The sequence below is a fragment of the Bacillus sp. 01N42_2 genome, assembly GCF_056399565.1.
Map to the genome: position 1 here is coordinate 693,150 of NZ_JBFTRO010000001.1, position 22,694 is coordinate 715,843.

The 22,694-nt window shown below is 42.1% G+C and carries 20 protein-coding genes, 1 pseudogene and 1 riboswitch; of the genes and pseudogenes, 3 read left to right on the plus strand and 18 right to left on the minus strand.

Features of this window, described 5'->3' with window-relative positions; genetic code table 11:
- Positions 1–11 precede the first annotated feature (11 nt).
- Entirely contained in the window at positions 12–1,541 is a 1,530-nt protein-coding gene (ahpF, locus tag AC1DN5_RS03575) for an alkyl hydroperoxide reductase subunit F (protein WP_342007248.1), read from the plus strand.
- Positions 1,542–2,018: 477 nt separating this feature from the next.
- Here the strand turns inward: ahpF and AC1DN5_RS03580 are convergent, their stop codons facing one another.
- Positions 2,019–3,362 carry an amino acid permease gene (locus AC1DN5_RS03580; protein WP_366969923.1) on the minus strand — a complete coding sequence of 448 codons (1,344 nt, stop codon included), beginning with the start codon at positions 3,360–3,362 and terminating at the stop codon, positions 2,019–2,021.
- A 144-nt stretch (positions 3,363–3,506) separates the two neighbouring features.
- Positions 3,507–3,587, minus strand: a riboswitch (glycine riboswitch).
- A gap of 292 nt (positions 3,588–3,879) precedes the next feature.
- Here AC1DN5_RS03580 and fbp point away from each other — a divergent pair.
- Positions 3,880–5,805, plus strand: coding sequence for a fructose-1,6-bisphosphatase (gene fbp, locus AC1DN5_RS03585; RefSeq protein ID WP_366969924.1), 1,926 nt, complete (start codon positions 3,880–3,882; stop codon positions 5,803–5,805).
- A gap of 60 nt (positions 5,806–5,865) precedes the next feature.
- On the opposite strand, the gene AC1DN5_RS03590 is transcribed toward fbp, so the two are convergent.
- From AC1DN5_RS03590 to AC1DN5_RS03615, 6 genes are all read right to left on the minus strand, one after another.
- On the minus strand, positions 5,866–6,330 hold the full coding sequence (locus AC1DN5_RS03590; protein WP_095241086.1) for a (2Fe-2S)-binding protein: 465 nt from the start codon (positions 6,328–6,330) through the stop codon (positions 5,866–5,868).
- Positions 6,323–7,165, minus strand: a complete 843-nt coding sequence (locus tag AC1DN5_RS03595; protein ID WP_095241085.1) for an FAD binding domain-containing protein — start codon at positions 7,163–7,165, stop codon at positions 6,323–6,325. Before AC1DN5_RS03595 ends, AC1DN5_RS03590 begins: the two co-directional genes overlap by 8 nt.
- Positions 7,152–9,482, minus strand: a complete 2,331-nt coding sequence (locus tag AC1DN5_RS03600) for a xanthine dehydrogenase family protein molybdopterin-binding subunit (RefSeq protein WP_366969925.1) — start codon at positions 9,480–9,482, stop codon at positions 7,152–7,154. Before AC1DN5_RS03600 ends, AC1DN5_RS03595 begins: the two co-directional genes overlap by 14 nt.
- 5 nt (positions 9,483–9,487) lie before the next feature.
- Entirely contained in the window at positions 9,488–10,108 is a 621-nt protein-coding gene (locus AC1DN5_RS03605; protein WP_099744922.1) for an NTP transferase domain-containing protein, read from the minus strand.
- Positions 10,105–11,121, minus strand: a complete 1,017-nt coding sequence (locus tag AC1DN5_RS03610) for an XdhC family protein (protein WP_099744921.1) — start codon at positions 11,119–11,121, stop codon at positions 10,105–10,107. The genes AC1DN5_RS03605 and AC1DN5_RS03610 overlap by 4 nt, the downstream gene beginning before the upstream one ends.
- A 61-nt stretch (positions 11,122–11,182) precedes the next feature.
- Positions 11,183–12,199, minus strand: a complete 1,017-nt coding sequence (locus AC1DN5_RS03615; RefSeq protein WP_366969963.1) for an FUSC family protein — start codon at positions 12,197–12,199, stop codon at positions 11,183–11,185.
- A gap of 179 nt (positions 12,200–12,378) precedes the next feature.
- Here AC1DN5_RS03615 and AC1DN5_RS03620 point away from each other — a divergent pair.
- Positions 12,379–12,645 (plus strand): annotated as a pseudogene (locus tag AC1DN5_RS03620) (fructose-bisphosphatase class III); the annotation flags it as partial.
- Between the two features lie 337 nt (positions 12,646–12,982).
- Here AC1DN5_RS03620 and AC1DN5_RS03625 read toward each other — a convergent pair.
- The 11 genes from AC1DN5_RS03625 to AC1DN5_RS03675 all read right to left on the minus strand — a co-directional run bounded on the left by AC1DN5_RS03625 (position 12,983) and on the right by AC1DN5_RS03675 (position 22,677).
- Positions 12,983–14,077 carry a hypothetical protein gene (locus AC1DN5_RS03625; protein WP_366969926.1) on the minus strand — a complete coding sequence of 365 codons (1,095 nt, stop codon included), beginning with the start codon at positions 14,075–14,077 and terminating at the stop codon, positions 12,983–12,985.
- A 5-nt stretch (positions 14,078–14,082) separates the two neighbouring features.
- Positions 14,083–15,267: a hypothetical protein gene (locus AC1DN5_RS03630; RefSeq protein ID WP_366969927.1), complete on the minus strand. Its 1,185-nt coding sequence runs from the start codon at positions 15,265–15,267 to the stop codon at positions 14,083–14,085.
- Between the two features lie 255 nt (positions 15,268–15,522).
- Positions 15,523–17,019 (minus strand): hypothetical protein, encoded by a 1,497-nt coding sequence (locus tag AC1DN5_RS03635; RefSeq protein WP_366969928.1) that lies wholly within the window; start codon positions 17,017–17,019, stop codon positions 15,523–15,525.
- A gap of 32 nt (positions 17,020–17,051) precedes the next feature.
- A complete protein-coding gene (gene rlmH / locus AC1DN5_RS03640) occupies positions 17,052–17,531 on the minus strand; it encodes a 23S rRNA (pseudouridine(1915)-N(3))-methyltransferase RlmH (RefSeq protein ID WP_095241081.1) in 480 nt (159 codons plus the stop codon).
- A gap of 80 nt (positions 17,532–17,611) precedes the next feature.
- A complete protein-coding gene (locus tag AC1DN5_RS03645) occupies positions 17,612–17,782 on the minus strand; it encodes a CxxH/CxxC protein (protein WP_004393147.1) in 171 nt (56 codons plus the stop codon).
- Between the two features lie 153 nt (positions 17,783–17,935).
- The gene (locus tag AC1DN5_RS03650; RefSeq protein WP_004393146.1) at positions 17,936–18,106 is read right to left on the minus strand and encodes a hypothetical protein; all 171 of its coding nucleotides are present in this window, start codon (positions 18,104–18,106) and stop codon (positions 17,936–17,938) included.
- Positions 18,107–18,425: 319 nt separating this feature from the next.
- Positions 18,426–19,589, minus strand: coding sequence for a hypothetical protein (locus AC1DN5_RS03655; RefSeq protein WP_366969929.1), 1,164 nt, complete (start codon positions 19,587–19,589; stop codon positions 18,426–18,428).
- Positions 19,590–19,599: 10 nt separating this feature from the next.
- Positions 19,600–20,349 (minus strand): hypothetical protein, encoded by a 750-nt coding sequence (locus AC1DN5_RS03660; protein WP_366969930.1) that lies wholly within the window; start codon positions 20,347–20,349, stop codon positions 19,600–19,602.
- A gap of 571 nt (positions 20,350–20,920) precedes the next feature.
- On the minus strand, positions 20,921–21,394 hold the full coding sequence (locus AC1DN5_RS03665; RefSeq protein ID WP_047477372.1) for a GNAT family N-acetyltransferase: 474 nt from the start codon (positions 21,392–21,394) through the stop codon (positions 20,921–20,923).
- A gap of 46 nt (positions 21,395–21,440) precedes the next feature.
- A complete protein-coding gene (locus AC1DN5_RS03670; RefSeq protein WP_007407881.1) occupies positions 21,441–21,575 on the minus strand; it encodes a hypothetical protein in 135 nt (44 codons plus the stop codon).
- Positions 21,562–22,677, minus strand: coding sequence for a response regulator aspartate phosphatase (locus tag AC1DN5_RS03675; protein WP_366969931.1), 1,116 nt, complete (start codon positions 22,675–22,677; stop codon positions 21,562–21,564). Before AC1DN5_RS03675 ends, AC1DN5_RS03670 begins: the two co-directional genes overlap by 14 nt.
- Positions 22,678–22,694: the final 17 nt, after the last annotated feature.

A 22,694-nucleotide genomic window follows, 5' to 3' on the forward strand; every position in this document is an offset into this window, starting at 1 on the left:
AGTGCATTCAATTGGTACTTGATGCAAATATCAAAGCACAATTAAATCAATACATGCAGCTAATTGAGAACGACATTGTTCTCAAAGTAAGCGCTGGTGATGATGACACTTCTAAGGACATGCTGGCTCTCGTTGACGAACTGGCTTCCATGTCATCTAAAATTTCAGTTGAAAAAACTGAATTGAACAGAACACCGAGCTTCAGTGTTAATCGTACCGGAGAAGACACAGGCGTTACATTCGCCGGTGTTCCTCTCGGCCACGAATTTACATCATTAGTGCTGGCATTGCTTCAAGTCAGCGGCAGAGCGCCTAAGGCTGATCAAAAGGTCATTGACCAGATTAAGAACATCAGCGGAGAATACCGTTTTGAGTCTTATATCAGCCTGACGTGCCACAACTGCCCTGATGTCGTCCAAGCATTAAACATGATGAGCGTGCTCAACCCGAATATCACTCATACAATGATTGACGGCGCGGCATTCAAAGAAGAAGTAGAAAGCAAAAACATTATGGCTGTTCCGACTGTTTTCTTAAACGGTGAATCTTTCGGAAGCGGCCGTATGACCATCGAAGAGATTCTCGCGAAAATGGGCAGCGGCGCAGATGCGTCTGAGTTTGCCGACAAAGAGCCGTTTGACGTTCTTGTTGTCGGCGGCGGACCTGCCGGCGCAAGCGCGGCGATCTACACGGCGCGTAAAGGCATCCGCACTGGTGTCGTCGCTGAACGCTTCGGCGGCCAGGTACTCGACACCATGAGCATCGAAAACTTCATCAGCATCAAAGCGACTGAAGGACCGAAGCTCGCTGCAAGCCTTGAAGAGCACGTGAAAGATTATGATATTGACGTCATGAACCTTCAGCGCGCGAAACGCCTTGAGAAAAAAGACCTCTTCGAACTTGAACTTGAAAACGGCGCTGTACTGAAAAGTAAAACAGTGATCCTGTCAACAGGTGCCCGCTGGCGCAATGTCAACGTACCTGGTGAGCAAGAGTTCAAGAACAAAGGTGTTGCATACTGCCCACACTGTGACGGACCATTATTTGAAGGCAAAGACGTAGCCGTTATCGGCGGCGGAAACTCCGGAATCGAAGCGGCGATTGACCTTGCAGGTATCGTCAATCACGTGACTGTGCTGGAGTTCGCGCCTGAACTGAAAGCAGACGAAGTCCTGCAAAAACGTCTTTACAGCCTGCCAAACGTCACTGTGCACAAAAATGCACAAACGAAAGAAATCACAGGCGACCAAAACGTAAACGGCATTACGTTCGTTGACCGTGAAACAGGCGAAGAAAAACACGTTGAACTTCAAGGTGTATTCGTCCAAATCGGTCTCGTGCCTAATACAGAATGGTTAGACGAAACTGTCGAACGCAACCGCATCGGCGAAATCATCGTCGATAAGAGCGGCGCGACAAGCGTTCCCGGCCTATTCGCCGCAGGGGACTGCACAGACGGCCCGTACAACCAAATCATTATTTCAATGGGATCAGGTGCAACTGCCGCTTTAGGCGCATTTGATTATTTGATCCGGAATTAATATAAAAAAGCCGCCATATGAATGGCGGCTTTTTATGTTATCAGTTAGGGTTTGCCCCGCCAACACATGCTTTTCCTCATCGTTTTGCAGCTGCTCCCACTTTTTCGCCTTCTTTCTATATCATTTGAATTTTAAGGGTAATGTTAACATTACCCTTGTTAAAATATCAATATATTTCCATTTATATCTATTACTTTTTTCCTTTAATTAGAAAGGGGTTATTTGAATTGCAAAGAAAGTCTTTTACTGACTCATCCATTTTCTTTTTTTTAATTTGTATTTTGGGAGGCATACTTTTTCTTTTAATAAAATGATTCGAGTCTTTTTTAGTTGTTGACTCTCTAATCTATTTATACATAAGGCTTGCTCGCTATTAAGGCCCTATATTCGCCTGGTCAACGAAAGAAAAAGACAGCATACTGCAAGCGGTACGCTGTCTTTTTCTTGAAACTCTGATGACTATTTCATTCATAACCTTTATGTCTTGCTCCCTCTCGCCCGATAGATAAGAAACAGTCCAATAAACCACAGCGGCGTCAGCAGCAAAGCCGGGCGCGTCGCATCCGCAAATAGCATAATCACCAGAATGGCGGCAAACAGCGCCAGCACGGCGTAATTGATAAACGGCGCGAACGGCGCCTTGAAAGACGAGCTTGCGTGTAAGTCCGGACGGCTTTTCCTGTATCTGATATGACAGACAAGAATCACGCCCCACACCCAAATGAAACAAATTGCGCTGATGGTGGTCACGATGCCAAACGCTTCTTCCGGTATCAATTTGCTTAAAAGAGCGCCCGCTGACAGCACAATGACGGATACCCATAATGCGCTGCTCGGCACATGGTTTTTATTCAGCTTCGCGAAACTTGCCGGCGCCTGTTTCGTTTTGCTTAAGTTATACAAAATCCGGCTTGTAGAAAACATCCCGCTGTTACAAGCAGAAGCGGCCGACGTTAATACGACAAAATTAATGATTCCCGCAGCCACCGGAATGCCGACTAAGCTGAAGGTTTTCACAAAAGGACTTTCCGCCGCATTCAGCTGCGTCCAAGGGTTAATACATAAAAGAATGATCAATGCCCCCACGTAGAAAAATAAAATACGCAATGGAATTTTATTGATAGCGGACGGAATGTTTTTTTTCGGATTTGATGTCTCCGCTGCCGACACACCCACTAATTCCACACCGACATAGGCGAAGATCACCATCTGGAACGACAGCAAAAAGCCCGAAAACCCGTTTGGAAACAAGCCGCCGTGCTCCCACAGATTCGCCGCTGAAACCGTTCCGGTATGCGTTTTGAACCCAATCACCAGTAAAACCAAACCGATGACAATTAACGCGAGAATCGTGATCACCTTAATTAAGGCGAACCAAAACTCCAATTCTCCAAAAATCTTGACCGTTAACAGATTAAGCCCTAATAAAATGAGCAAACAGATAAGTGCAGGAACCCACTGCGGAATGTCAAACCAATATTTCACATATACACCGACGGCGATCACATCCGCCATAGCCGTCATAATCCAGCAAAACCAATAAGTCCAGCCGGTGACAAACGCCGCACGCGGCCCTAAATACGCCTCGGCAATATCCGTTAATGATTGGTACCCCGCTTTAGATAACAGCAGTTCTCCCAGCGCCCTCATGACGAAAAAAAGCGCAATACCTACAATAAAATACGCAAAGATGATAGAAGGACCCGCCAGCTGAATCGCCTTACCGGATCCTAAAAACAATCCGGTGCCGATCGTGCCGCCAATGGCGATCAGCTGCACGTGCCGATTCGACAAGTCCCTCTTTAGCTCTCGCTGTTCCACACCTGACTCCTCCTTACTTTTTGATGAACGACGAGAAAATAAAGCCAATAAAAAAAGAGATTGGATGCCCTCCAATCTCATGGTCATAAGAATATCAAATTATATTTGCGCCGCTGACAATCAACAGCATGCCAAATACATATTCGGTACTCTTCTGTCCTTTTGCCTGAGATTGTGAACCCTTCGGCGCCGCGGTAAACCCGCGGTCTCTCCAGAAGCCGCTCCTGCTGTAGTGCGACCCACAGCAATCATAGCCTGCTACGTATTAAGTTTCCGATAGAAATAACTATCAGATAACTTTTTATTTTAATGGAAGTTTAATCATTTGTCAATAGGGTGATGAGCTGTCTGCGGAAGGTATATGTTGAGGCCTCAAGCGCCGCATTTTCTGTTTTGTTTGTCTCAAAAAGGACTTATGAGGTACTATCATATAAGGTCTAATGATTTAAATATCATGTCATACTTTAAATTCACCTTATCATGCAATCGCTCGTAAATAAAAAGGGGATGGACGAGATTGGAAACCAAATATTTAGATCTGCTCGCACAAAAATACGATTGTGAAGAAAAAGTGGTCACAGAGATCATTAATCTGAAAGCGATACTGAACCTGCCGAAAGGAACCGAGCATTTCGTCAGTGATCTGCACGGAGAGTATCAGGCATTCCAGCACGTGCTGCGGAACGGTTCAGGAAGAGTCAAAGAGAAGATCCGCGATATTTTCAGCGGCGTCATTTACGATAGAGAAATTGATGAACTGGCGGCTTTGGTCTATTATCCGGAGGACAAACTGAAGCTGATCAAACATGACTTTGATACGAAAGAGGCATTAAACGAGTGGTATAAAGAAACGATCCATCGGATGATTAAGCTCGTTTCATATTGTTCTTCCAAGTACACCCGCTCCAAATTGCGCAAAGCGCTGCCTGCCCAATTTGCTTATATTTCCGAAGAGCTGCTGTACAAAACAGAACAAGCCGCCAACAAAGAACAATATTACTCCGAAATCATAGAACAGATCATCGCGCTCGGCCAAGCTGATAAGCTGATCATCGGGCTTGCTTACAGCGTTCAGCGATTGGTAGTCGACCATCTGCATGTTGTCGGCGATATTTATGACCGGGGACCGCAGCCGGACAGGATTATGGAAGAACTGATCAACTATCATTCAGTGGATATTCAATGGGGGAATCACGATGTTCTCTGGATAGGCGCCTATGCCGGTTCGAAAGTATGTCTGGCCAATATTATCCGTATCTGTGCCCGCTATGACAACCTGGACATTATTGAAGACGTCTATGGCATCAATCTGAGACCGCTATTGAACCTTGCCGAAAAATATTATGATGATAACCCGGCTTTCCGCCCGAAAGCAACCGAAAACAGACCGGAAGATGAGATTAAGCAAATCACAAAAATCCATCAGGCGATCGCGATGATCCAATTCAAGCTTGAGAGCCCGATTATTAAGAGACGGCCGAACTTTAATATGGAAGAACGGCTGTTACTGGAAAAGATTGATTATGACTGCAATGAAATCACGCTGAACGGAAAAACATATCAACTGGAAAACACCTGCTTCGCGACGGTGAATCCCAAACAGCCCGATCAGCTATTAGAAGAAGAAGCAGAAGTCATGGACAAGCTGCTGTTCTCTGTCCAGAATTCCGAAAAGCTGGGCCGCCATATGAATTTTATGATGAAAAAAGGCAGCCTGTATTTAAAATATAACGGCAACCTGTTGATTCACGGCTGTATTCCTGTTGACGAAAACGGCAATATGGAAACGATGATGATAGAGGATAAAGCCTATGCGGGCCGTGAGCTTCTCGATGTATTTGAACGGTTCTTACGGGAAGCGTTTGCTCATCCGGAAGAAACCGATGACCTTGCGACAGACATGGTCTGGTACTTATGGACAGGCGAGTATTCCTCCCTCTTCGGAAAACGCGCCATGACCACCTTTGAGCGGTATTTCATCAAAGAGAAGGAAACGCATAAAGAAAAGAAAAACCCGTATTACTATTTGCGTGAAGATGAGGCAGCCTGCCGAAACATCCTGAAGGAATTCGGGCTCAACCCGGATCACGGCCATATCATCAACGGCCATACACCGGTAAAAGAAATCGAAGGCGAAGATCCGATCAAGGCAAACGGAAAAATGATCGTCATCGACGGCGGCTTCTCCAAAGCCTACCAATCCACAACAGGCATCGCCGGCTACACGCTCTTATACAACTCCTACGGCATGCAGCTCGTCGCCCATAAACACTTTAACTCCAAGGCCGAAGTGCTGAGCACAGGAACCGACGTCTTAACGGTGAAACGATTAGTTGACAAAGAGCTGGAGCGGAAGAAAGTGAAAGAAACGAATGTCGGTGAAGAACTGATGAAAGAAGTCGCGATCTTGGAGAAACTGCGGGAGTATCGGTATATGAATTGAGGAATATGGAGTTCAGGGATGATTCTCTGGGCTCTTTTTTATGATTCCCCGTAACAACGGCTAATGATCCCCTTTCCCTGTATGTAAAACTGATTTAACCGCTTCTTCAATCTCCTTATAACCCGTACATCTGCAAATATTGGACTCCAGCCAATTTTTAATCGTTTCATCACTTGCATTCGGCTCAGTATTCACTAAAGCATGACAATTCATGATAAAACCAGGTGTGCAATACCCGCATTGAAACGCAAATTTTTCAATAAAAGCCTTTTGAATCGGCGTATTGATCAGTCCTTCAATTGTCGTAATGTCCTTTCCTTCTCCTTCTGCCGCAAGCATTAAGCAAGATTTCATCGGTATCCCGTCCGTTAATACCGTACAGGCGCCGCAATCCCCATTTAAGCAGCCCGGCTTTGAACCAGTTAATCCGAGACGAAGACGGAGAGCAAATAACAAAGTATCGGCCGGTCTGACCGTCATCTGTCTTTCTTCGCCATTTACTTTCAACGTAATAGGATCAGACATGGGAACCTCCTTCTAATTCTTGTAAGGCATCTAAGATTGTATGCTGCAAGACAAATATCCGATATTCACTTGAGCCTTCTGCATCATCAAGAACGGGTTTAGGTACATACTGTAAAGACCTGCGCACTCTATCTTCTGCTGTGCCGCTTTTATCGTTAAGCACAGCCTCCATTTCAGCAGAACGAAAAGGAAATGGACATACGCCGCTGAAGGCCATTCTGATCTCATCATCTTTTTTCAGCGCACAGACTGTCACCAATGGATATCCGACATTCCACTGCTGTCTTCTTTTGATACTGACAAACGGCAAGTCAACATACGCTCGATCCACCACGACATGAAATAAAAAATCTCCTTTTCGCAACTGTATTTCCTTGTTAAATACTTTATTTATGGGACGGTAATGAATCCCCGCTCTCCCTGCAATCCCTAGCAAACTATCAGAAATCAGCAGCGGCAGCACGGCCTCACGGTAATAGATGCCCCCGCAAATGTTTCCGCCCAGGCTGATTTTATTTCGAGACGTCCGATCCGCAATTTCACTTACTGTTTTACTTAATAGCGGAAATGGATTTTCTTCCTCCAGTTTCGTTAGTGATACGCCCGCTCCGATCACCAGATCATGTTCATAAAAACGGATGGCGTGAAATCCCGGAAGTGCGTTCATATCTATCACTGCATCCGTATAGACGATATTCAGCCTTCCTAACGTGATAATTTCCGTGCCGCCGGAAAAATACATTGGTGTTTTCTTTTCAGCCGCAAGCGAGTGAAACAGACGGGTTGTTTCTTGTATGGTCTTCGGCTTAAAATAGTCGAAATCAAACGGTATCATCTTTCCACCCCATTTGCGTCCTCCATAATTGTTCGGGAATGAGAGGAAGTTGATTCAATTGGACTCCTAAAGCGGCGGAAAGGCAATTTCCCAATGCTGCAGGCATCCCCAGCAGTCCGTGTTCCCCGCCGCCGCGCGCTCCATAAGGCGCAATCACATGCGAGGTTTCAACAAATTCAATGATATATTCAGGCTGCTCTCCATAGTGAAGGGGTCTGTATGTTCTGAGTTGAGGATTTAATACTCGGCCATACGGATCAAATACAAAGGTTTCTCTTCCTCCAAATGCGATTCCCATACTCATCCCTCCCATCACTTGACCCCTTGCAGCTTTTTCATTCAGTACAGTTCCTATATCTACAACAGAATAGGCTTTTGTGATCCGATACGTATAATCCCGCTTATCCAACTCAACTTCAATTCCCTGCGCACCTACAGCCCACTCGGGTCCCGGCTTTCCTCTTCCCGTTTCCCGGTCTAAATTCGTCATCCGGGTTAATGTATAATTGCCGCTCGCAATGATTTGGCCGCCAATGGTATTTCCATTTGGAAACGTGTATCCGTAAGCAATGTCTTTTATGTCAACATGTACAGCAGGATAATCTATAAAATAAACCTTCCCATCGGCCACTTCCAATTCCTCGACAGGAACCCGCAACACGCATGATGCCACTTCCTTAAGCTTTCGAATGGCTTCTTCCGCTGCATTCAGTACGGCTCTTCCGGCCATTAACGTCCCTCTGCTCCCCACGGTTTTCCAATGCTCGGGTGTTGTTTGGGTGTCTACAAGCATTTTCACGTGAATTTTGCTTATATCCATTTTCATTCGTTCCGCCAAGATTTGGGCTAACACTGTTTTTGTCCCTGTTCCAATTTCCACTACCCCTGACATCAAATTAATGCTTCCATCGGGATTAAAGGTTAAAATCACCCCGGACGTTGCATTTGTATCAAATGTTGAGGTTTTCCAAATGCAGCTGATCCCCTTCGCCCGTATCTTCCGGCCGTCGATTTCAATTCTCTGTCCCTCGGACCAATTCATTAATTCCTTCAATCTCTCAATGCATTTCGGCACATTTCCGACCGTGCTTGAATTGAGAAGAACTTGAGTAGGTGTAGTATCACCGGGACGAATGGCATTTTTATAGCGGAGTTCTAACGGGTCCATGTTCAGCTTTTCCGCCAATACATCCATCGTCCGCTCAAAGGCAAATAACACTTCAGCATGGCTGTAGCCCCTGAATGCACTTGGATATGGATGATTCGTATACATACAATATGAATCACACGATATATGATCGATAGCGTACGGACCCGTACAATCAACCACCGCAGCCCGGCTGATGTCCACTCCTTTATCAGAGTATGCTCCGCCATCAAATAAAAGCTGAATGTCTGCCGCCTTTAAAATTCCATCCTTTGTGGCCCCTAATTTGACAATGGCATCCAATCCTATGTGACCAGGAGATGTGATCATATCCTCTTCTCTCGTATTAAATAATTTGACGGGCCGGCCTCCGACTGCTTTTGAGGCCAAATAGGCAATGACCTCTAACTGAACGGCTGCTTTTCCCCCGTACGCCCCTCCTACTAAAGGAGTTTTGACGATAACCTTTCCGGGTTCAATTCCAAAGTACCACTCCATTAATTTTTTAATGGCAAAAGGAGCTTGAGAGGATGTTGTCATGATAATCTCCTCATCAGCCCGAATTTCAACAATCGAGCATCTTGTCTCCATAGCCGCGTGATCAGAAGGGTTAAAGGAAATTTGGAATTCTGCTGTCACATCACTTTCCTTAAACCCGTCTTCAATATTTCCTTTTCTGATTTTATCCAGGTTCGCGATATTTGTCTTCGGAACCGGGAATACACCTGCCTTCTTCTCATAGCGGTCAACATGTTCATGGACGAGGGGAGCATCCTTTTGAAAAGCCTCACGGGGGGAATTGACGACGGGAAGAGGTTTATAGGACACTTTAATGGCATCCGCGGCCTTTTTAGCTATGATTGGATTTTCCGCCACAACTACAGCAACCGGCTCCCCGTGGTACCTGACCCTTTTATAAGCAATCGGCGGCCTGTCTTTAATTTCTTCACCTGCAAGCGGAAAAGGTTCATCGCCCAATATCGCTTTCACTCCGGGAATCTTCCAGGCTTCTGAAAAATCAATAGACTCAATATCGGCATGAGCATATGGGCTGATCAGCATTTTTGCGTGTAATGTGCCTGTTGCATGTAAATCATCCGTATATTTCGCCTTACCCGTCACTTTTTCAAGAGCCTCTTTCCGAATGACACTTTTCCCGATATACTCCAACTCATTCACTCCCCGAATTTATTCAGCAGGAAAGTATAATCTTCAGCCGTGTCTACGTCATAAAAAAGCAAAGGGTCTTGAAAGCTGATCATTTTTCCCGTCTTGACCATACTTTCACGGATCACGTGCCGGGCGCCCTGATCTCCCTTTAACTGATGCAATACTGGAAAACATTGATTTGAGAATAAAATGGGGGGCATAGGAAGATGCTGATTTTCAGCGGCGATAAATGAATAGCGGCGCTCCTTTTGATAAGAATCAATCAACGTATTGATGATATCTGCGGTGACAAACGGCTGATCTGCAAGGAGAATGATAACGGCGTCAGCCTCGTACGCTGCCGCTTTTTTCAAACCGCATTGTATAGAATGGCCTTGGCCCTTACCCGCTTGCTCACATTCTGCCTGACTCCACTTATTTGAGATGGGATTTAAAAAGAAAAAATCCGAAAGCCAATGCAGTGAATCTCCCTTTCTCGTTATAACGAAGATATGATCTAATTCAGATAACAGGGCATGTTTAAGCGCCATACTTCCGAGGGAGACCCCATTGAGAAATAAACTGCGCTTATCCGTCCCCATGCGTCTGCTTGTACCGGCTGCCAGGTAAATGCCTGCTGTTTTCATAAGCGAGCCCTTTGTTTTCGCATTTCTTTTATCATCTCGCCAACAATGCTTACAGCAATCTCCTCAGGCCCTTGTGCCCCGATGGGAAGCCCAATAGGGGAATGAATATTCTCTGGAATCTCAGCTCCGCCTAATAGCCGCTCGGTGCGCCTTCTGGGGCCTAATACACCTTTATAAAACACATTCTTGTTTTTTAATGTATGTAAAATGATCTGATCTTTTTGAAAGCTGTGCGTCATAATAACAACAAAATCCCTTTGGGTCATGCTCAGGCCTTCTATGACTTCTTCCGGTGCTCCTATTATCAATTGGCCGGCTTCAGGAAAATGGCCGTGATAACATAAAGCGGGACGCCAGTCAATCACCGTCACATGAAAGCCCGCACGAGCCGCCAACGAAACGAGCGGCCTTGCATCTTCTCCTGCTCCGAAGACGTATAGACAAGGTTTTGGAACCATCTGATGGATAAAAAATAAATCAGATGTATGTTCATCCCTTTTGATTCCCTTTTCTGTCAGTCTCAGTTTTTGAATACAGCCTTGTTCCATAACATCCCCGGTTCCAAACACGCTGCCGTCTTCAGCTATATACAGATCTTCCTTCGGCTCTAACGTTTCAGTGAATCGTTTCATTCGGGTCACAGACTTTTTTTCATCTAAGCATGTCTTGACTGTCATCAGATTTCGTTCCAATTCCCCTTTTACAGGCTCAAGCAACACCGTCAAAGCACCATTACAGCCAACACCCTGCCCCCAGGATAAATCGTCCTCCGCACTCATATCATAGCGGACAATCAACGGCTCTCCCGCAGCCCAGATCTGCTCTGACCTTTCAGCAAGATCTTCTTCCAGACAACCGGCGGATAACATTCCGACTCTTGTTTTGTCCCCTAAAATTAACATGGAGGCCCCTTCCTTCTTATAAGCGGACCCCTCTGTTTTAATGATGGTAGCCAGTACCTTAGCTTTCGCAGAAGCCGCGATGACATCCAAAATCCGGTGTATATCATCCATTTGATTTCCCCCGCTTTTACCTGATCATCTGTATATCCATATTCTTTTTTTCCAGAGAACATTACAAACTCTTCAGCAATTTCTTCGTTTCTAAAAAAAAAGAGTCTTTATAGACCTTATGACCGGGCGGCGGGTGTGACTTCTTGCCGGAACGGAGAGATTCCAATAACACGTTCTGTTCCTTCTGTTTCCAATTGTCTGTTTCACCCTGCTGTATGCCTTTAAAACCCGCAAAAAATTCACTTAACACTTGTAAATCATTGCCCAGCTCCCTTTTGTCACTTGAAGATAAAGCTCCTTCTTTTTCCCATTCTTTTAACGTTTTCACGACATTGGATATATACTCATATCCAGCATTCATCTTTTGCATCTCTGTTTGATATCTTGCAAGAATGATTTTATGTTTTTTTCTGATGGGGTTGAATTTCAAGCTCTCAGAGGCTGTTTGCAGCATATCTTTTGCCGTATGCAGCTCCTGCAGAAGGTTATTCACTCTATCTTCCATGAGCGTCCCTTTTCCTTGTCCCCACTCTGATTGCACCCATTGGGAAACGTCTGAAAGTGTGTCAGAAAGCTGATGAGCCAATTTTTGAAAAGAGTCCGCTGCCCTTTTTGTATAGTCCGGCGGGAAAAGGAACATATGAACCAGAATCGCGATGACGACGCCGATCACCGTATCGATGATCCGATCCATTGCATAATCTTTAGAGTGTCGTTCAAACGTAAATACCAATAAAATGGTGAGGGCTACCTGATGCAGAACCGTTTCATCTATTCGCAACCACTTTGCAATGTAAGTCCCGCCTAATAGTAACAGCCCCAGCATCCAGCCATTCATTTGTAAGTAACTGACAAGATAAGAGGTTAACATGATTCCGATGACCGTTCCCGCAATCCGATGAAAAGAAAATCGAACCGACTGATCTATGGTCGATTGCAAACATAAGATAACAGATAGAGGCGCTAAATACGGGTGTTTAGAACCCGCCAGCTTTGCCGCTTCCCAAGAAACAGCGGAGGCAATCGCCATCTTCCAAACCAAGGATGATTTGTTTTGGTTTTTTTTACTTTTCTTCATCATACGCCCCCCTCCTTTCAGAAACCTTTTCCACTAGGTTTCCGTGACGGAAAGGGATTTATACTGTCGTATGGAAAAAGCGGAAGAAGCTGTTGTTCGATGGGGGATTCTTGAATGATGGATTCTTTTTGGGGTTGGGGAAACATTAGGAAACGATACATCTTTGGTCACTCTTGGGAGCAAACGGAAAAATGATCGTCATTGACGGCGGCTTCTCCAAAGCCTACAACCCACAACATGCATCGACCGCTACATGCTGCTGTACAACTCCTATGGCATGCAGTTCGTCGCCTATAAACACCTTGACTCCAAGGCCGAAGTGCTGAGCACCAGGCCCCCACGTCTTAACGGTGAAACGATTAGTGGACAAAGAGCTTGAGCGGAAGAAAGCGAAGGAAACAAATGTGGGTGAGGAATCGCTGAGGGAAGTGGCTATTCAGGAGTAAGTGATAGGAGGCTCCCCCTACAGGCGCCAGATGAAATAATAAAATCGGTTTACCTTGGGGGAGTTTTTTCGTGATTGGAAAGTCATAATCAAAAGAGGTAACTACTACTTTGAAAAATATAGCATTCACACGCAAGTGGAGAAAATAGCCCGATATGGCCGATATTATGATTCTTAAACGTTAAAACATCATAAGTTATACCTCTTTCGCTTACATAAAGAGCTAGTTATCTGATACTACTTACAAAAAAACGATTACTCCAGTAATAAGAATAGCTCCGTGAAAATAAAATATTTATAATATAAGGAAAATAACTACTTCACATCGTCTCAAACTATCAAGTTATATCTTTAACTTCACATAGCATTTCTATAATTAATTCCTCAAATGTTTCATTAATTTTATCAATTAAAGTATGTTGAGCTTCTGGAATACTTCTATATTCATGAACAAACAAATTTCTTACACTATAAAGAGCTTCTGCAACATTATTTTTAATACCTCTATTTACAATTTCTAGTAAAGAATTGCAAAAATTCATTAACATTGTTTTAGAATTCATAGTATTAGTATACTTAGAGAAAAGTTTTATTATTCTTTCTTTCTCTCTTGCAATATTACTCAAGTCCTCCTTAACCTGAAATAATGATTTTTTTTGTGTGGATAGGTCGTTTAGCATGTTTGTTAGTTCTTTATTAAATACTTTCTCAATTAGTAGCTCAATAACTTGATAAAGCAAATAAAACTTTACAAGATGATGCTTTTCATATAACAATAATTCTTTAAATAACTGAATAATAAAACCATCATTCTTTACACTATCAGAAACACTTTTTAAATTGAGTCTTTTGTCATTTATCGAGATTGGATTTCTGTAATTTCCGGTAGTATAGTAAAAACCTTTACTGTATAAATAAGGTAGGTAATTACAAATATCAAAACCTTCAATACCTTCTAAGTTCTTTTTACTTAAAATCATTACAATAGACTCGTCAGTGTTGTAAAAATCGTCCAATGAATATTTATCCTGATCATTGAAGAGTGGGATATTTATAAATTGAGGTTGATGGATGTTTAAAAGTTTTTCAAAAGCTACATATGCATAAGGTAAAAAGTGTTCATTTTCTGCATAATTATGTTTATTAGACAATAATGATTGCATAGGAAAAACCCAACCCACTCTAACACCATGTTGATGCTCATATACTTGATAAATATCATTCTCGGCAAAATTATCATTGAAAAATAAGTAAATTTCATATTCATCCTTTTTATATTGAGTTTTAGGCTCTAAAGGATAATTGATTTCAGCTTTAAATTTATTGAAATTCTTAGAAAAACCCCTTAATACAAATTCGGATTTTTCTGTATTGAACTGTATTTTTGTTAATTCTACAATGTCTGAGTCATCAATTTTCACTCTTAAGTTCATTATATCTACTCCATTTGACTACGGTATCTTTGATAACCATTTAGAGTTGCTTCGTTAAGATTTAAATAAGAGTCACTGTCTTCATTAAACAACTCCCTAAAAAACCAGTAAAAATAAATCCGCTGTGAGTTACCTATTTTTTTAGAAGTAGTTTTTATTTTATCTAAGTGGCTTAGGATATTTAAAATCCATTCTTCCGGACTACCTGTAAAACTTAAGCTATCAATCTTTTTTTCACAGTCATCAAATCCATTAACTTTATTTACATCTTTTAATTTTCCTAGAGCTGCACCAAAACCAGTAATTGATTGTGACTTGTTGAATATTTTGTAAGCTTTTTTACCAAATGGTTGACCAGATAAATTTAATTCTTCCTTATCCTCTTCACTTATTTCCCACTCTTCACTTAACTCATTCACCTTCATTACAAACTTATTATATGAAATTAAAAACCCTTCAAACAGATCTTTTTTCTGGTTTTCTTCAGACAGTTTTTCAAGCCCCTTAATGTTATTTAAAATTTCAAATCTATCTATTGGCAGCTCATTTCTTTCTAGATATGAGTTGAAGCCATCAATTATATCTTTAAACTTATATCTTTTTATTTCACTAATATTTTCACCATCTACTTCTGATACAAGTTTTACTCCGTCAAGGCCATCCATCATATAATCTTTATATAGAATTTCTACTTGATGTCGAATAGACATAGGTGACTGACCTGTATTAAGCGTGAGCATTCTGTATAAAATCCCAAATTTATTAATCCCTAAATAAAGTTCTATTCTTAATTTATTTTTATTAAATATTTCTATTTGTTCCGATTCTTCACTTTGAAGTAGCTCACTTTCTACGTCTAGAAAAGTGTGAGTCCTTTGAAGTCCATCTAATATGACCATTTTTTCTTTATTACTATTAAAGTATTCAATAATTTCTTCATTACTCATACTTTGGTAATTTCCCTCTCCGCCATTTGTTAACGCCAACACTATAGGCGGAACTAAACAACCTCTCTTTAAATCAGTTCTTAGTAAGGAGTAAACTGTATTAGATGATTTAACTCTCCTTCTTTGAAGAGGGTTGTTTTTGGTGATTTGTCGGGCTACGGCTAAGTATTCCTGATAAGTTAATTCGATAAAGATATTTTCAGCATTTATTCTTGTATCTGTAATTCTTGATTTTATCTCCACTTCATTTACCCCCGAATTTTTCTCAGAATTTATTCTAGATTTTTAATGGTGTTTAATTCTAATTTGTTTTTACCACTTTTTTCTTATTGCTTATAGAACCCTAAGCTATTTGACTGCAACTTACCTATCCTCAAAAACTAAAAAGTTTTTTAATACTTTTAAAAAAACCTTAATTACTTATGATAAGGCACACCGCAATATATCGAAGTGAGGTTTTCTCTACATTACTTTTCATAAAAATTGTAATTACTTTCATTACGTATTCATTATTACTCTTAACTCTTGTTCTAATTCTTTAAAAAAATAAGAATCATACTCCTCAAATACACTAGAAAATCTGTTACCTAGAATTATATTAAGATTTAAATCTAATCGTGGGTAAAAATGATAATTAGGAGAAATCCAATACCCAAACTGCGCTAGTTCATCAGAATGCAATGATTCTATAGCCAAATAATTTTGTGTTCTATATTCTAGGTACTCAAAAAAAGTTTTTATTCCATTTATTCTAGTGGAAATCCACAGGATTTTTTGCAATGCAAAAATATTAACTACCCATGTATCTTTATACTTTTCTTCTAAATATCTATTTGATAGCTCTGCTAAATCTAAATATTCGTCTAGTACAACTACTATTTTATATATTTTTTTATGCTCTGATTTACTAATCTTTAGTACTTCTTTTCTCTCTTTTTTATTATTAGAACTATAATAAATAACATTATTATTATTTAACAAATACTCTTTTCCTCTTTGACATTGCTTACATGCTTTCACAATAACATCTTTAAAGTGTTTTTCTATTGTTGATGTTGCATCTTTTCCTTCTATAAAGATATTTTTAAAATTTTGAGACTTACATTCTATGAATAAAATTATATCTTCATATGTTATAATTAAATCTTGTTCATTTCCTTTATTGTCAAATGAGGTATGGTATACTTTTTCAAAAAAATTTCCAATAATTTCTTTTGAATATGTCTCTAAAACATCACCTTTTTTGTCTTTAGATTTTGGACTTTCTAGAATTCCTCTTAAAATGTTTTCAAATAAATGATAAGTTCGCGGAACATATAAACCATCAGAAAACTTTATTCCTAGTTTTCCTTTAAAGGCCTTTCTTAGATTATCTTCAATAAACATTTTTTCATTAATTTCATTACCATCTATAAATAAGTTATCAAAATCCTCTTGTTTTCCAAATTCCTCTTTAAAATTTTTATTTTTAATATATAGATTTTTTGTTGATGATAAAAGGATAATCAAATTATAAAAATTTCTTTTTATTGATATACCGTAAATATCTTCAGACAATGTTTCAAAGTATTGAAATAGCTTAAAATACTCGTACAAATGAATAGAAGGATAATCATATTTGTAATTAAAATATCTTCTAAAATTATTTCTTTCAAATCCATTATTAATTACTTTCTTGGACCAATCTAATTCATATATTTTCTCTATAATAATTATAAATATTTCTTTTTCCGTAGCTAAATCAAATTTATATTTACCTAAAGTTTTAATAATATTAGTCTTATACGAAATAAATATAGAACTTAACTCAACAGATAGTCTTAAAGAAAAATTAAACCTTTCTAAATTCACTTGTCTATCTTGTATAACTTGATTAAAAATTAGGGCCCTTTCTGTCCTATTTAGTTTTCTATAATGTATCTTAGCAAATCTAATTACTTCAGCTATATCGGTGCATCTGTTTATTACTTCCATAATTTTTTTAAGGTCAGTCATCTACAATCTATCACCCCTTTTATAAACCACACTCACTTATGATAAGGCTCCCCACGATTAATCCGAAACGCGCGATAAATCTGCTCTACAAGTATGAGACGCATCAACTGATGAGGAAATGTCATTTTCGAAAATGACAGTTTGTCGTCTGCGCGTTTCATGACGGCGTCGCTTAGGCCGAGTGAGCCGCCGATGACGAAGGTGATTTTGCTTTTTCCATAAGTCGCCAGCTTATCTATTGTATCGGCCAGTTCTTCGGATGTTTTCATTTTTCCTTCGATGGCGAGGGCGATGACGTGGGTGTCCGGACTGATTTTGGCCAGGATGCGTTCGCCTTCTTTGTCTTTGACGATTTTCATGTCTTGGTCGCTCAGGTGTTCCGGAGCTTTTTCGTCCGGGAGTTCGATGATGTCGATTTTTGCGTAGGCTGAAAGTCGTTTTTTGTATTCTTCAATGCCTTGCTTGAGGTATTTTTCTTTTAGCTTTCCGATGGTCACAATATTGATATTCACAGGTCATCCCCACTTTAGAAACAAGTTATTCATATATATTGTCCACAATTGTGGATATCTTTTCTGTATTTTGTGTAGGATCATTCGTTCCCTACTAGATATGTTGCAGTGTCCCCACATAATTCACAGGCTGTGGATAAACTGTTAGTATGTTCGATTTTTCTGATTTCGGGCGGAAGCTCATGATCATCTATGTACATGTCCAGCACGGTTTCGATATGTTCTTCACAAGAATAATAAGCGGTTTTCATTGTTACATCCTCCGGTTTTCTTTTGCGCGCGGCAATTGTTCTCTTTTCAATATAACCTATTTATACACATGTTAGTAGTGCTTCGGGCTGAGTTTTATCCACAATTCGGCAAATCACGCGCAAAAAGAGCCGGCGTTTGCAGCATCCGGCTCTTTACGTGTTTTCTCTTTTTTCTAAGCGAAGGACGAACAGAATTCCTAATAGACACGCCAGCAGCGTACAGCATACGTCAATCCAGTCCGGCTTTCCGCCGTTTAGAAATGAGTTGGTTATCACGGAAACCAGGAGAATGGTTACGGTCACCGCGGCAAGCTTTTTCTTCATCGGCTCCCTCCTTCATCTGACTGTCTTCTGCTTTTACGGTTCAAATTCCTCTATTTCTATGTTCGGTCGGCTTTCTTCTTGCTATATAGCCTGATTATGAGGGTCACAACGATATATACAATCATAATCAATGCCCCGTTACTCACATCCGGGAATCCAATCAACATATTCATTATGACAAAAACAATGGTTATACAAATGACGGACAACAATAAGAAGAGACTGAATGATTTCAAATGAACACCTTCTTTCTTGCAGTAACGTTTCATTATAAAAAGCTTACCAAAAGCGGCAAGCTCTTCCCTAATGTTCATACTCTTCAAAACCCGCCCATCACCTGCACATCATACAGCTTGAGATGGCTTTTCGGTGACACGATGTCTTGCAGGCTGGGAATGGTCCGGTCGTTCAGCTTTTTGCCCGTTTTCAGGTCGAAGGATTCGATTTTGGCGGGCTTTTTGTAGCTGTACGTGAACAGATACAGCTTTCCGTTTCGATGCGTCAGGTCTTTGAAGTCAGCTTTCATTCGTGATGCGGGGAGGGTGAAGGCCTTTTTGCTTTTTCCGGTCTCAGGATTGATGCGGTGGACGGTTCCGAAGCCGTCAACGAAATAGAAGCTGCGCCGCTCCATGAAAAAGCTTTTTTTGAAGCTGAACGGCATGGAGTCATAGATAGTCTGTTCGTCATTTCTATAGGTGGCGATGTCATATGTTTTGATCGCGCCGCTCTTTCTCATAACTTTCACCATTTGGTAGATGTGTTCTGCTTTTTCCCCTCTGGTGACAAAGCAGACGGCGCCGTCGTCCGCAGCGAGCTGGGATTCGACTGACGTGCCTTCTTTATACGTCCATGTCGCAATTGATTTTGTATGGAGCTTTTCTTTATCGGCCTGAATGTCTTGTATGTGATAGCCTTTTTCGTCATCTGTCGGCGTGAGCGCGAAAAGATGATCTTTAAAAAAGCCTGAAGCGCGGATATAGTGCGGGATGACGTCTTGCTTCCACCTGCCGTCAATCTGGCGGTACAGCTCTGAGCGGTAGCTGCCGCCGCTCTTGTCGTAGCCCGAATTGTACAGCGTGTAAAAGCCTTTCGTCCGTTCGATATACCCGGCGCTGTCTCCCGTATGCTGGTACGCTCTTTTATACGTGTGAAGACCATTTTGAACGGTGTAGATTCCTTTTTTGTCCTCCAGCAGTACGCTGCCGTCATGCACTTTGGCCGATCCGAGCTCAAGCCCCTTCATTTGATAAGAAGAGAGCCGCCCCTTTTTATCGGCGAAGAGGGCATAGCTTTTTCCGCCGCCGAATGTGTCTTGATCAGCCGCAGTGGAGAAATACAGCAGCGCTTCTTTATCTTTCAGAAAATCAGGGTCATTTAATGTTTCCCTATCAACCTCCGCAGGCTCTTCCGTGCGGAAATAGAAGAAGCATAAGACCGCTGCGGCAAGGATGAGCACTAAGGGTATCCAGATGATTTTTTTCACGTTGTTCCCCTTAGTGAATGGTCAGAATCGTGGTCGTGTAAGACGAGCTTGTGATGTCGCGCGGATATACGCCTAAGCCGCCGTTAGAGTCGATATCAATCCCGGCTTTTAAAAGGAATGCCGACCACAGCAGTTTTGAGCAGTTTTTGGCGCCTTCATGGCCCGTATTTCTGTTATTGACGAAGTTGAAGGAGTATTCATCACCCACTCTTGATACAGCCCAGTCAGCGGCGGCTTGTTTTTGGGCATCAGTGACTTTCACGGTCTGGACGATTGAATTGTCTTCGACTTCTCTTCCGTTATAAGCAATCTGGCGGACGCCGTCTCCCGGCACGGATTCGACAATTTTATCAGCGGATGAATACATGCCGACATGCCCGTGGTTGTAATAAGCCGTGTATGAGTTCGTGTAATAAATATTGCCTTTTGTGCTTTTCGGAAGTTTTTTTGTGCCGGATGATCCGCCCATTGCAGAGAGCCCGCCTTTGGAAGCGATTACATTTCCTTGCACCTTGTCTGCCGTGATTTCTTGATGAAACTGCTTGAGAATCGCTTCTGTTGAAACGTGCTTCTGCTCGGCAAGCTCTTTGGCGGATCGGATAACGTCTTGCGGGGTTGTGCCCTGCTGAAGCTCTGCGATTTCTTTTGCGTAGCGGGCTGCTTCTGTTTCTTTCGCTTTGACATTCGTACCGGAGAACGACAGAACCATGGTGAACGACAGGGCAAACGGGAGGACAGCTTTGAACAGCTTTTTACACATATTACTTCGCCTCTTTTCTCAAAGTATAATTTTTCCACATTTGCATTATATGACGGAATTGTGATAAAAAAATAGCCAATTTACAGATTTTTAAAAATTTTATAACAATAGTAAAAGATATGCATAATCGTCTTATCAAATACATAACAATCGGGTCGTTGCGGTTTTCTCATTGGGGTTAGGGTGCATGGGCATGCAGGAAGGACTACGGCAGCCAGAGGGAGTCATGCCGTTCCTCTCGGGGTGATCAATGTGGATTGGATCGAATGAAGAGCTTGTCGGAAAAGCACTCGGCGCCATACAGAAAAATTCTTTACCTCGCGATGCAGGCCCGCTCAGAAACGATCTGCATAGGTTGATCCGCGGGTGCCGATTGAAGAGACCGGCGGCGCCATGAAGGAGGATGGCTGATCAGAGGCGTCCCCCTGCGTGAGCTCGGTAAAGGCGGATCAGCTTGATGCCGATGAAACACCGCGATTTCATTTAGCTGCCAATACGGAGCTCGTCCAAAAACTTACCGCCATTGCCCGGGAAATGAATAACAAAAGAGGCCCATCGTGCGGGCCTCTTTTCATGACAGCTTTTTGCTCATAATCACATCGGTCTCCAGGAATCCCGTCTTCTCATACAGCTTCCGCGCCGTTTCGTTATGAGCGAATACATGGAGAGAAATCTTGCGGGCACCCAGATCTTTGGCTTTGTCCTCCAGCCTTGCGAGTGCCTCTTTTGCATAGCCTTTGCCGCGGAAAGGCGGATGAAGGCCGAAATCATAAATAAATGCGTCGTGCTGCGGGTGATCCGGATCTGCGTGCAGCCAAAGCCAGCCGGCATTTTCCTTACCGTCCAATGTCAGCGTCCATAAATAGTGATCGGCCGTTTCCAGGCCGTCAGGAAGCAGGTCATCAAACGCCAGCTCCGCTAACTCCGGCGCTTCATCAGGAAGCCACGTTCCCGCTTTTACCTTTTCTTCAGCGTAATGCTTTGTTGAATGAGCGAGATAGGACTGAAATTCTTGTCCTGTCATCGGCTGCAGCGTGATAGCCATTGAATCACTCCTTACAAAACACAGACTGAAAGCGGTTCATGAAGTATTATCCGAAGGCTCCGTTTTCCGCCGGTTTTATGATTTGTTCGGCTTGTGCCGTTGAACCAGTTTGCGCAAATAATCCAATCGAAATGAGACTTGCTAAAGCTGCTGAGAGTACAATGAATTTACATGTTTTCATTACGAATCCCCTCCGTCAATCTCAAAATTTGGTCATTGGCATCAATTGATTCCTGAAAATACTTCGCCGCCAGTTTGTAATTCTCCTGTTTTTTAAAATGCGCTGCGGCTTGATACGATAAATCGGAAACGTCACTCCACAGCTCTTTCCTTCTTAACTCGGCGAATGCTGATTCAAGCGCTTCTTCACTGTGGTCAATAAATACATGCTGTAAGATGCGCAGCTTTTGGGTATATACGGGCTCGTTTTTGTCTTCTGCGGCATTCAGCGCTTTATGCAGCCAAAACCGGCCCTCATCCGTCTGTTCCTGCTTCAATAATACTCTGGCCAGCATGTACAGACTCCGCACCGAATACGCTGATCGCAAATGCTCCTTTTGATCGAGAGCCATTTCAAATTCGACTCGCGCCTCCTCCAATTTCTCCTGTCTTTCATAGCAAATGCCTGCGTTAAAGTGGGCGAGCGCTTCAATGTGCGGATCGCCCGCTTTGGCGGCTTGATGGACTGCCGTCTGCAGGAGCTCTTCAGCTTTCTGGTAGTGAAACAGGTCCATTCTGTTACAGCCGATCACCATTAAACACTGTGCTTCTCTGACCGCGTACATTTCGTTCGCTTTGTAGATCTCTAACGCTTTTTCCGCATGGTTCATCGCAAAGTAGTTTTGGCGGATTTCATAATAGGCAATCGCCACTTGATAATTAAACTCCGCTCTTTCAATCTCATTCGGTATGTGCCGGAGCCTGCTTTCAGCAATCCTGTAAAAATTAATGGCGTTCATGAACCGTTTTTGGTAAAACTCGTGCATTCCGGAAAAAAAGTAATAATAGTATTGAATCATCTGGTCTGTTTTTTCTTTATCGGCGGTCAGCTGGATCGTTTTTAAAATGCCGTCTGTTTTCTCATACTGTTCCATCAAAAGCTTATAGCGGGAATCAATTAAATTAAAATAAAGGAGCACCGTTTGATTTTGTGTCATATTTTGCAGATCTGTAAGCAGTTGTTCTCTTAACGCCTCAGCCGATTCGGTGTTGTGCTTTTTGATTTCTTCATACCAGTCACTGATTTTTTTCGCAACAGTTTCGTGGGCCATCACCTCAGCCATCTGTCAGGACACCTCCC

Bases quoted from the DNA above. Each gene is read 5' to 3' on its own strand.
- AC1DN5_RS03635 (WP_366969928.1), bottom strand. From the start codon at position 17,019: ATGACTGACCTTAAAAAAATTATGGAAGTAATAAACAGATGCACCGAT.
- AC1DN5_RS03650 (WP_004393146.1), bottom strand. From the start codon at position 18,106: ATGAAGAAAAAGCTTGCCGCGGTGACCGTAACCATTCTCCTGGTTTCC.
- AC1DN5_RS03675 (WP_366969931.1), bottom strand. From the start codon at position 22,677: ATGGCTGAGGTGATGGCCCACGAAACTGTTGCGAAAAAAATCAGTGAC.
- AC1DN5_RS03605 (WP_099744922.1), bottom strand. From the start codon at position 10,108: ATGAAAACAGCAGGCATTTACCTGGCAGCCGGTACAAGCAGACGCATG.
- AC1DN5_RS03615 (WP_366969963.1), bottom strand. From the start codon at position 12,199: ATGAAGAAAAGTAAAAAAAACCAAAACAAATCATCCTTGGTTTGGAAG.
- AC1DN5_RS03625 (WP_366969926.1), bottom strand. From the start codon at position 14,077: ATGAACTTAAGAGTGAAAATTGATGACTCAGACATTGTAGAATTAACA.
- AC1DN5_RS03660 (WP_366969930.1), bottom strand. From the start codon at position 20,349: ATGTGTAAAAAGCTGTTCAAAGCTGTCCTCCCGTTTGCCCTGTCGTTC.
- AC1DN5_RS03590 (WP_095241086.1), bottom strand. From the start codon at position 6,330: ATGTCTGATCCTATTACGTTGAAAGTAAATGGCGAAGAAAGACAGATG.
- AC1DN5_RS03665 (WP_047477372.1), bottom strand. From the start codon at position 21,394: ATGGCTATCACGCTGCAGCCGATGACAGGACAAGAATTTCAGTCCTAT.
- AC1DN5_RS03645 (WP_004393147.1), bottom strand. From the start codon at position 17,782: ATGAAAACCGCTTATTATTCTTGTGAAGAACATATCGAAACCGTGCTG.
- AC1DN5_RS03670 (WP_007407881.1), bottom strand. From the start codon at position 21,575: ATGAAAACATGTAAATTCATTGTACTCTCAGCAGCTTTAGCAAGTCTC.
- AC1DN5_RS03610 (WP_099744921.1), bottom strand. From the start codon at position 11,121: ATGGATGATATACACCGGATTTTGGATGTCATCGCGGCTTCTGCGAAA.
- AC1DN5_RS03595 (WP_095241085.1), bottom strand. From the start codon at position 7,165: ATGATACCGTTTGATTTCGACTATTTTAAGCCGAAGACCATACAAGAA.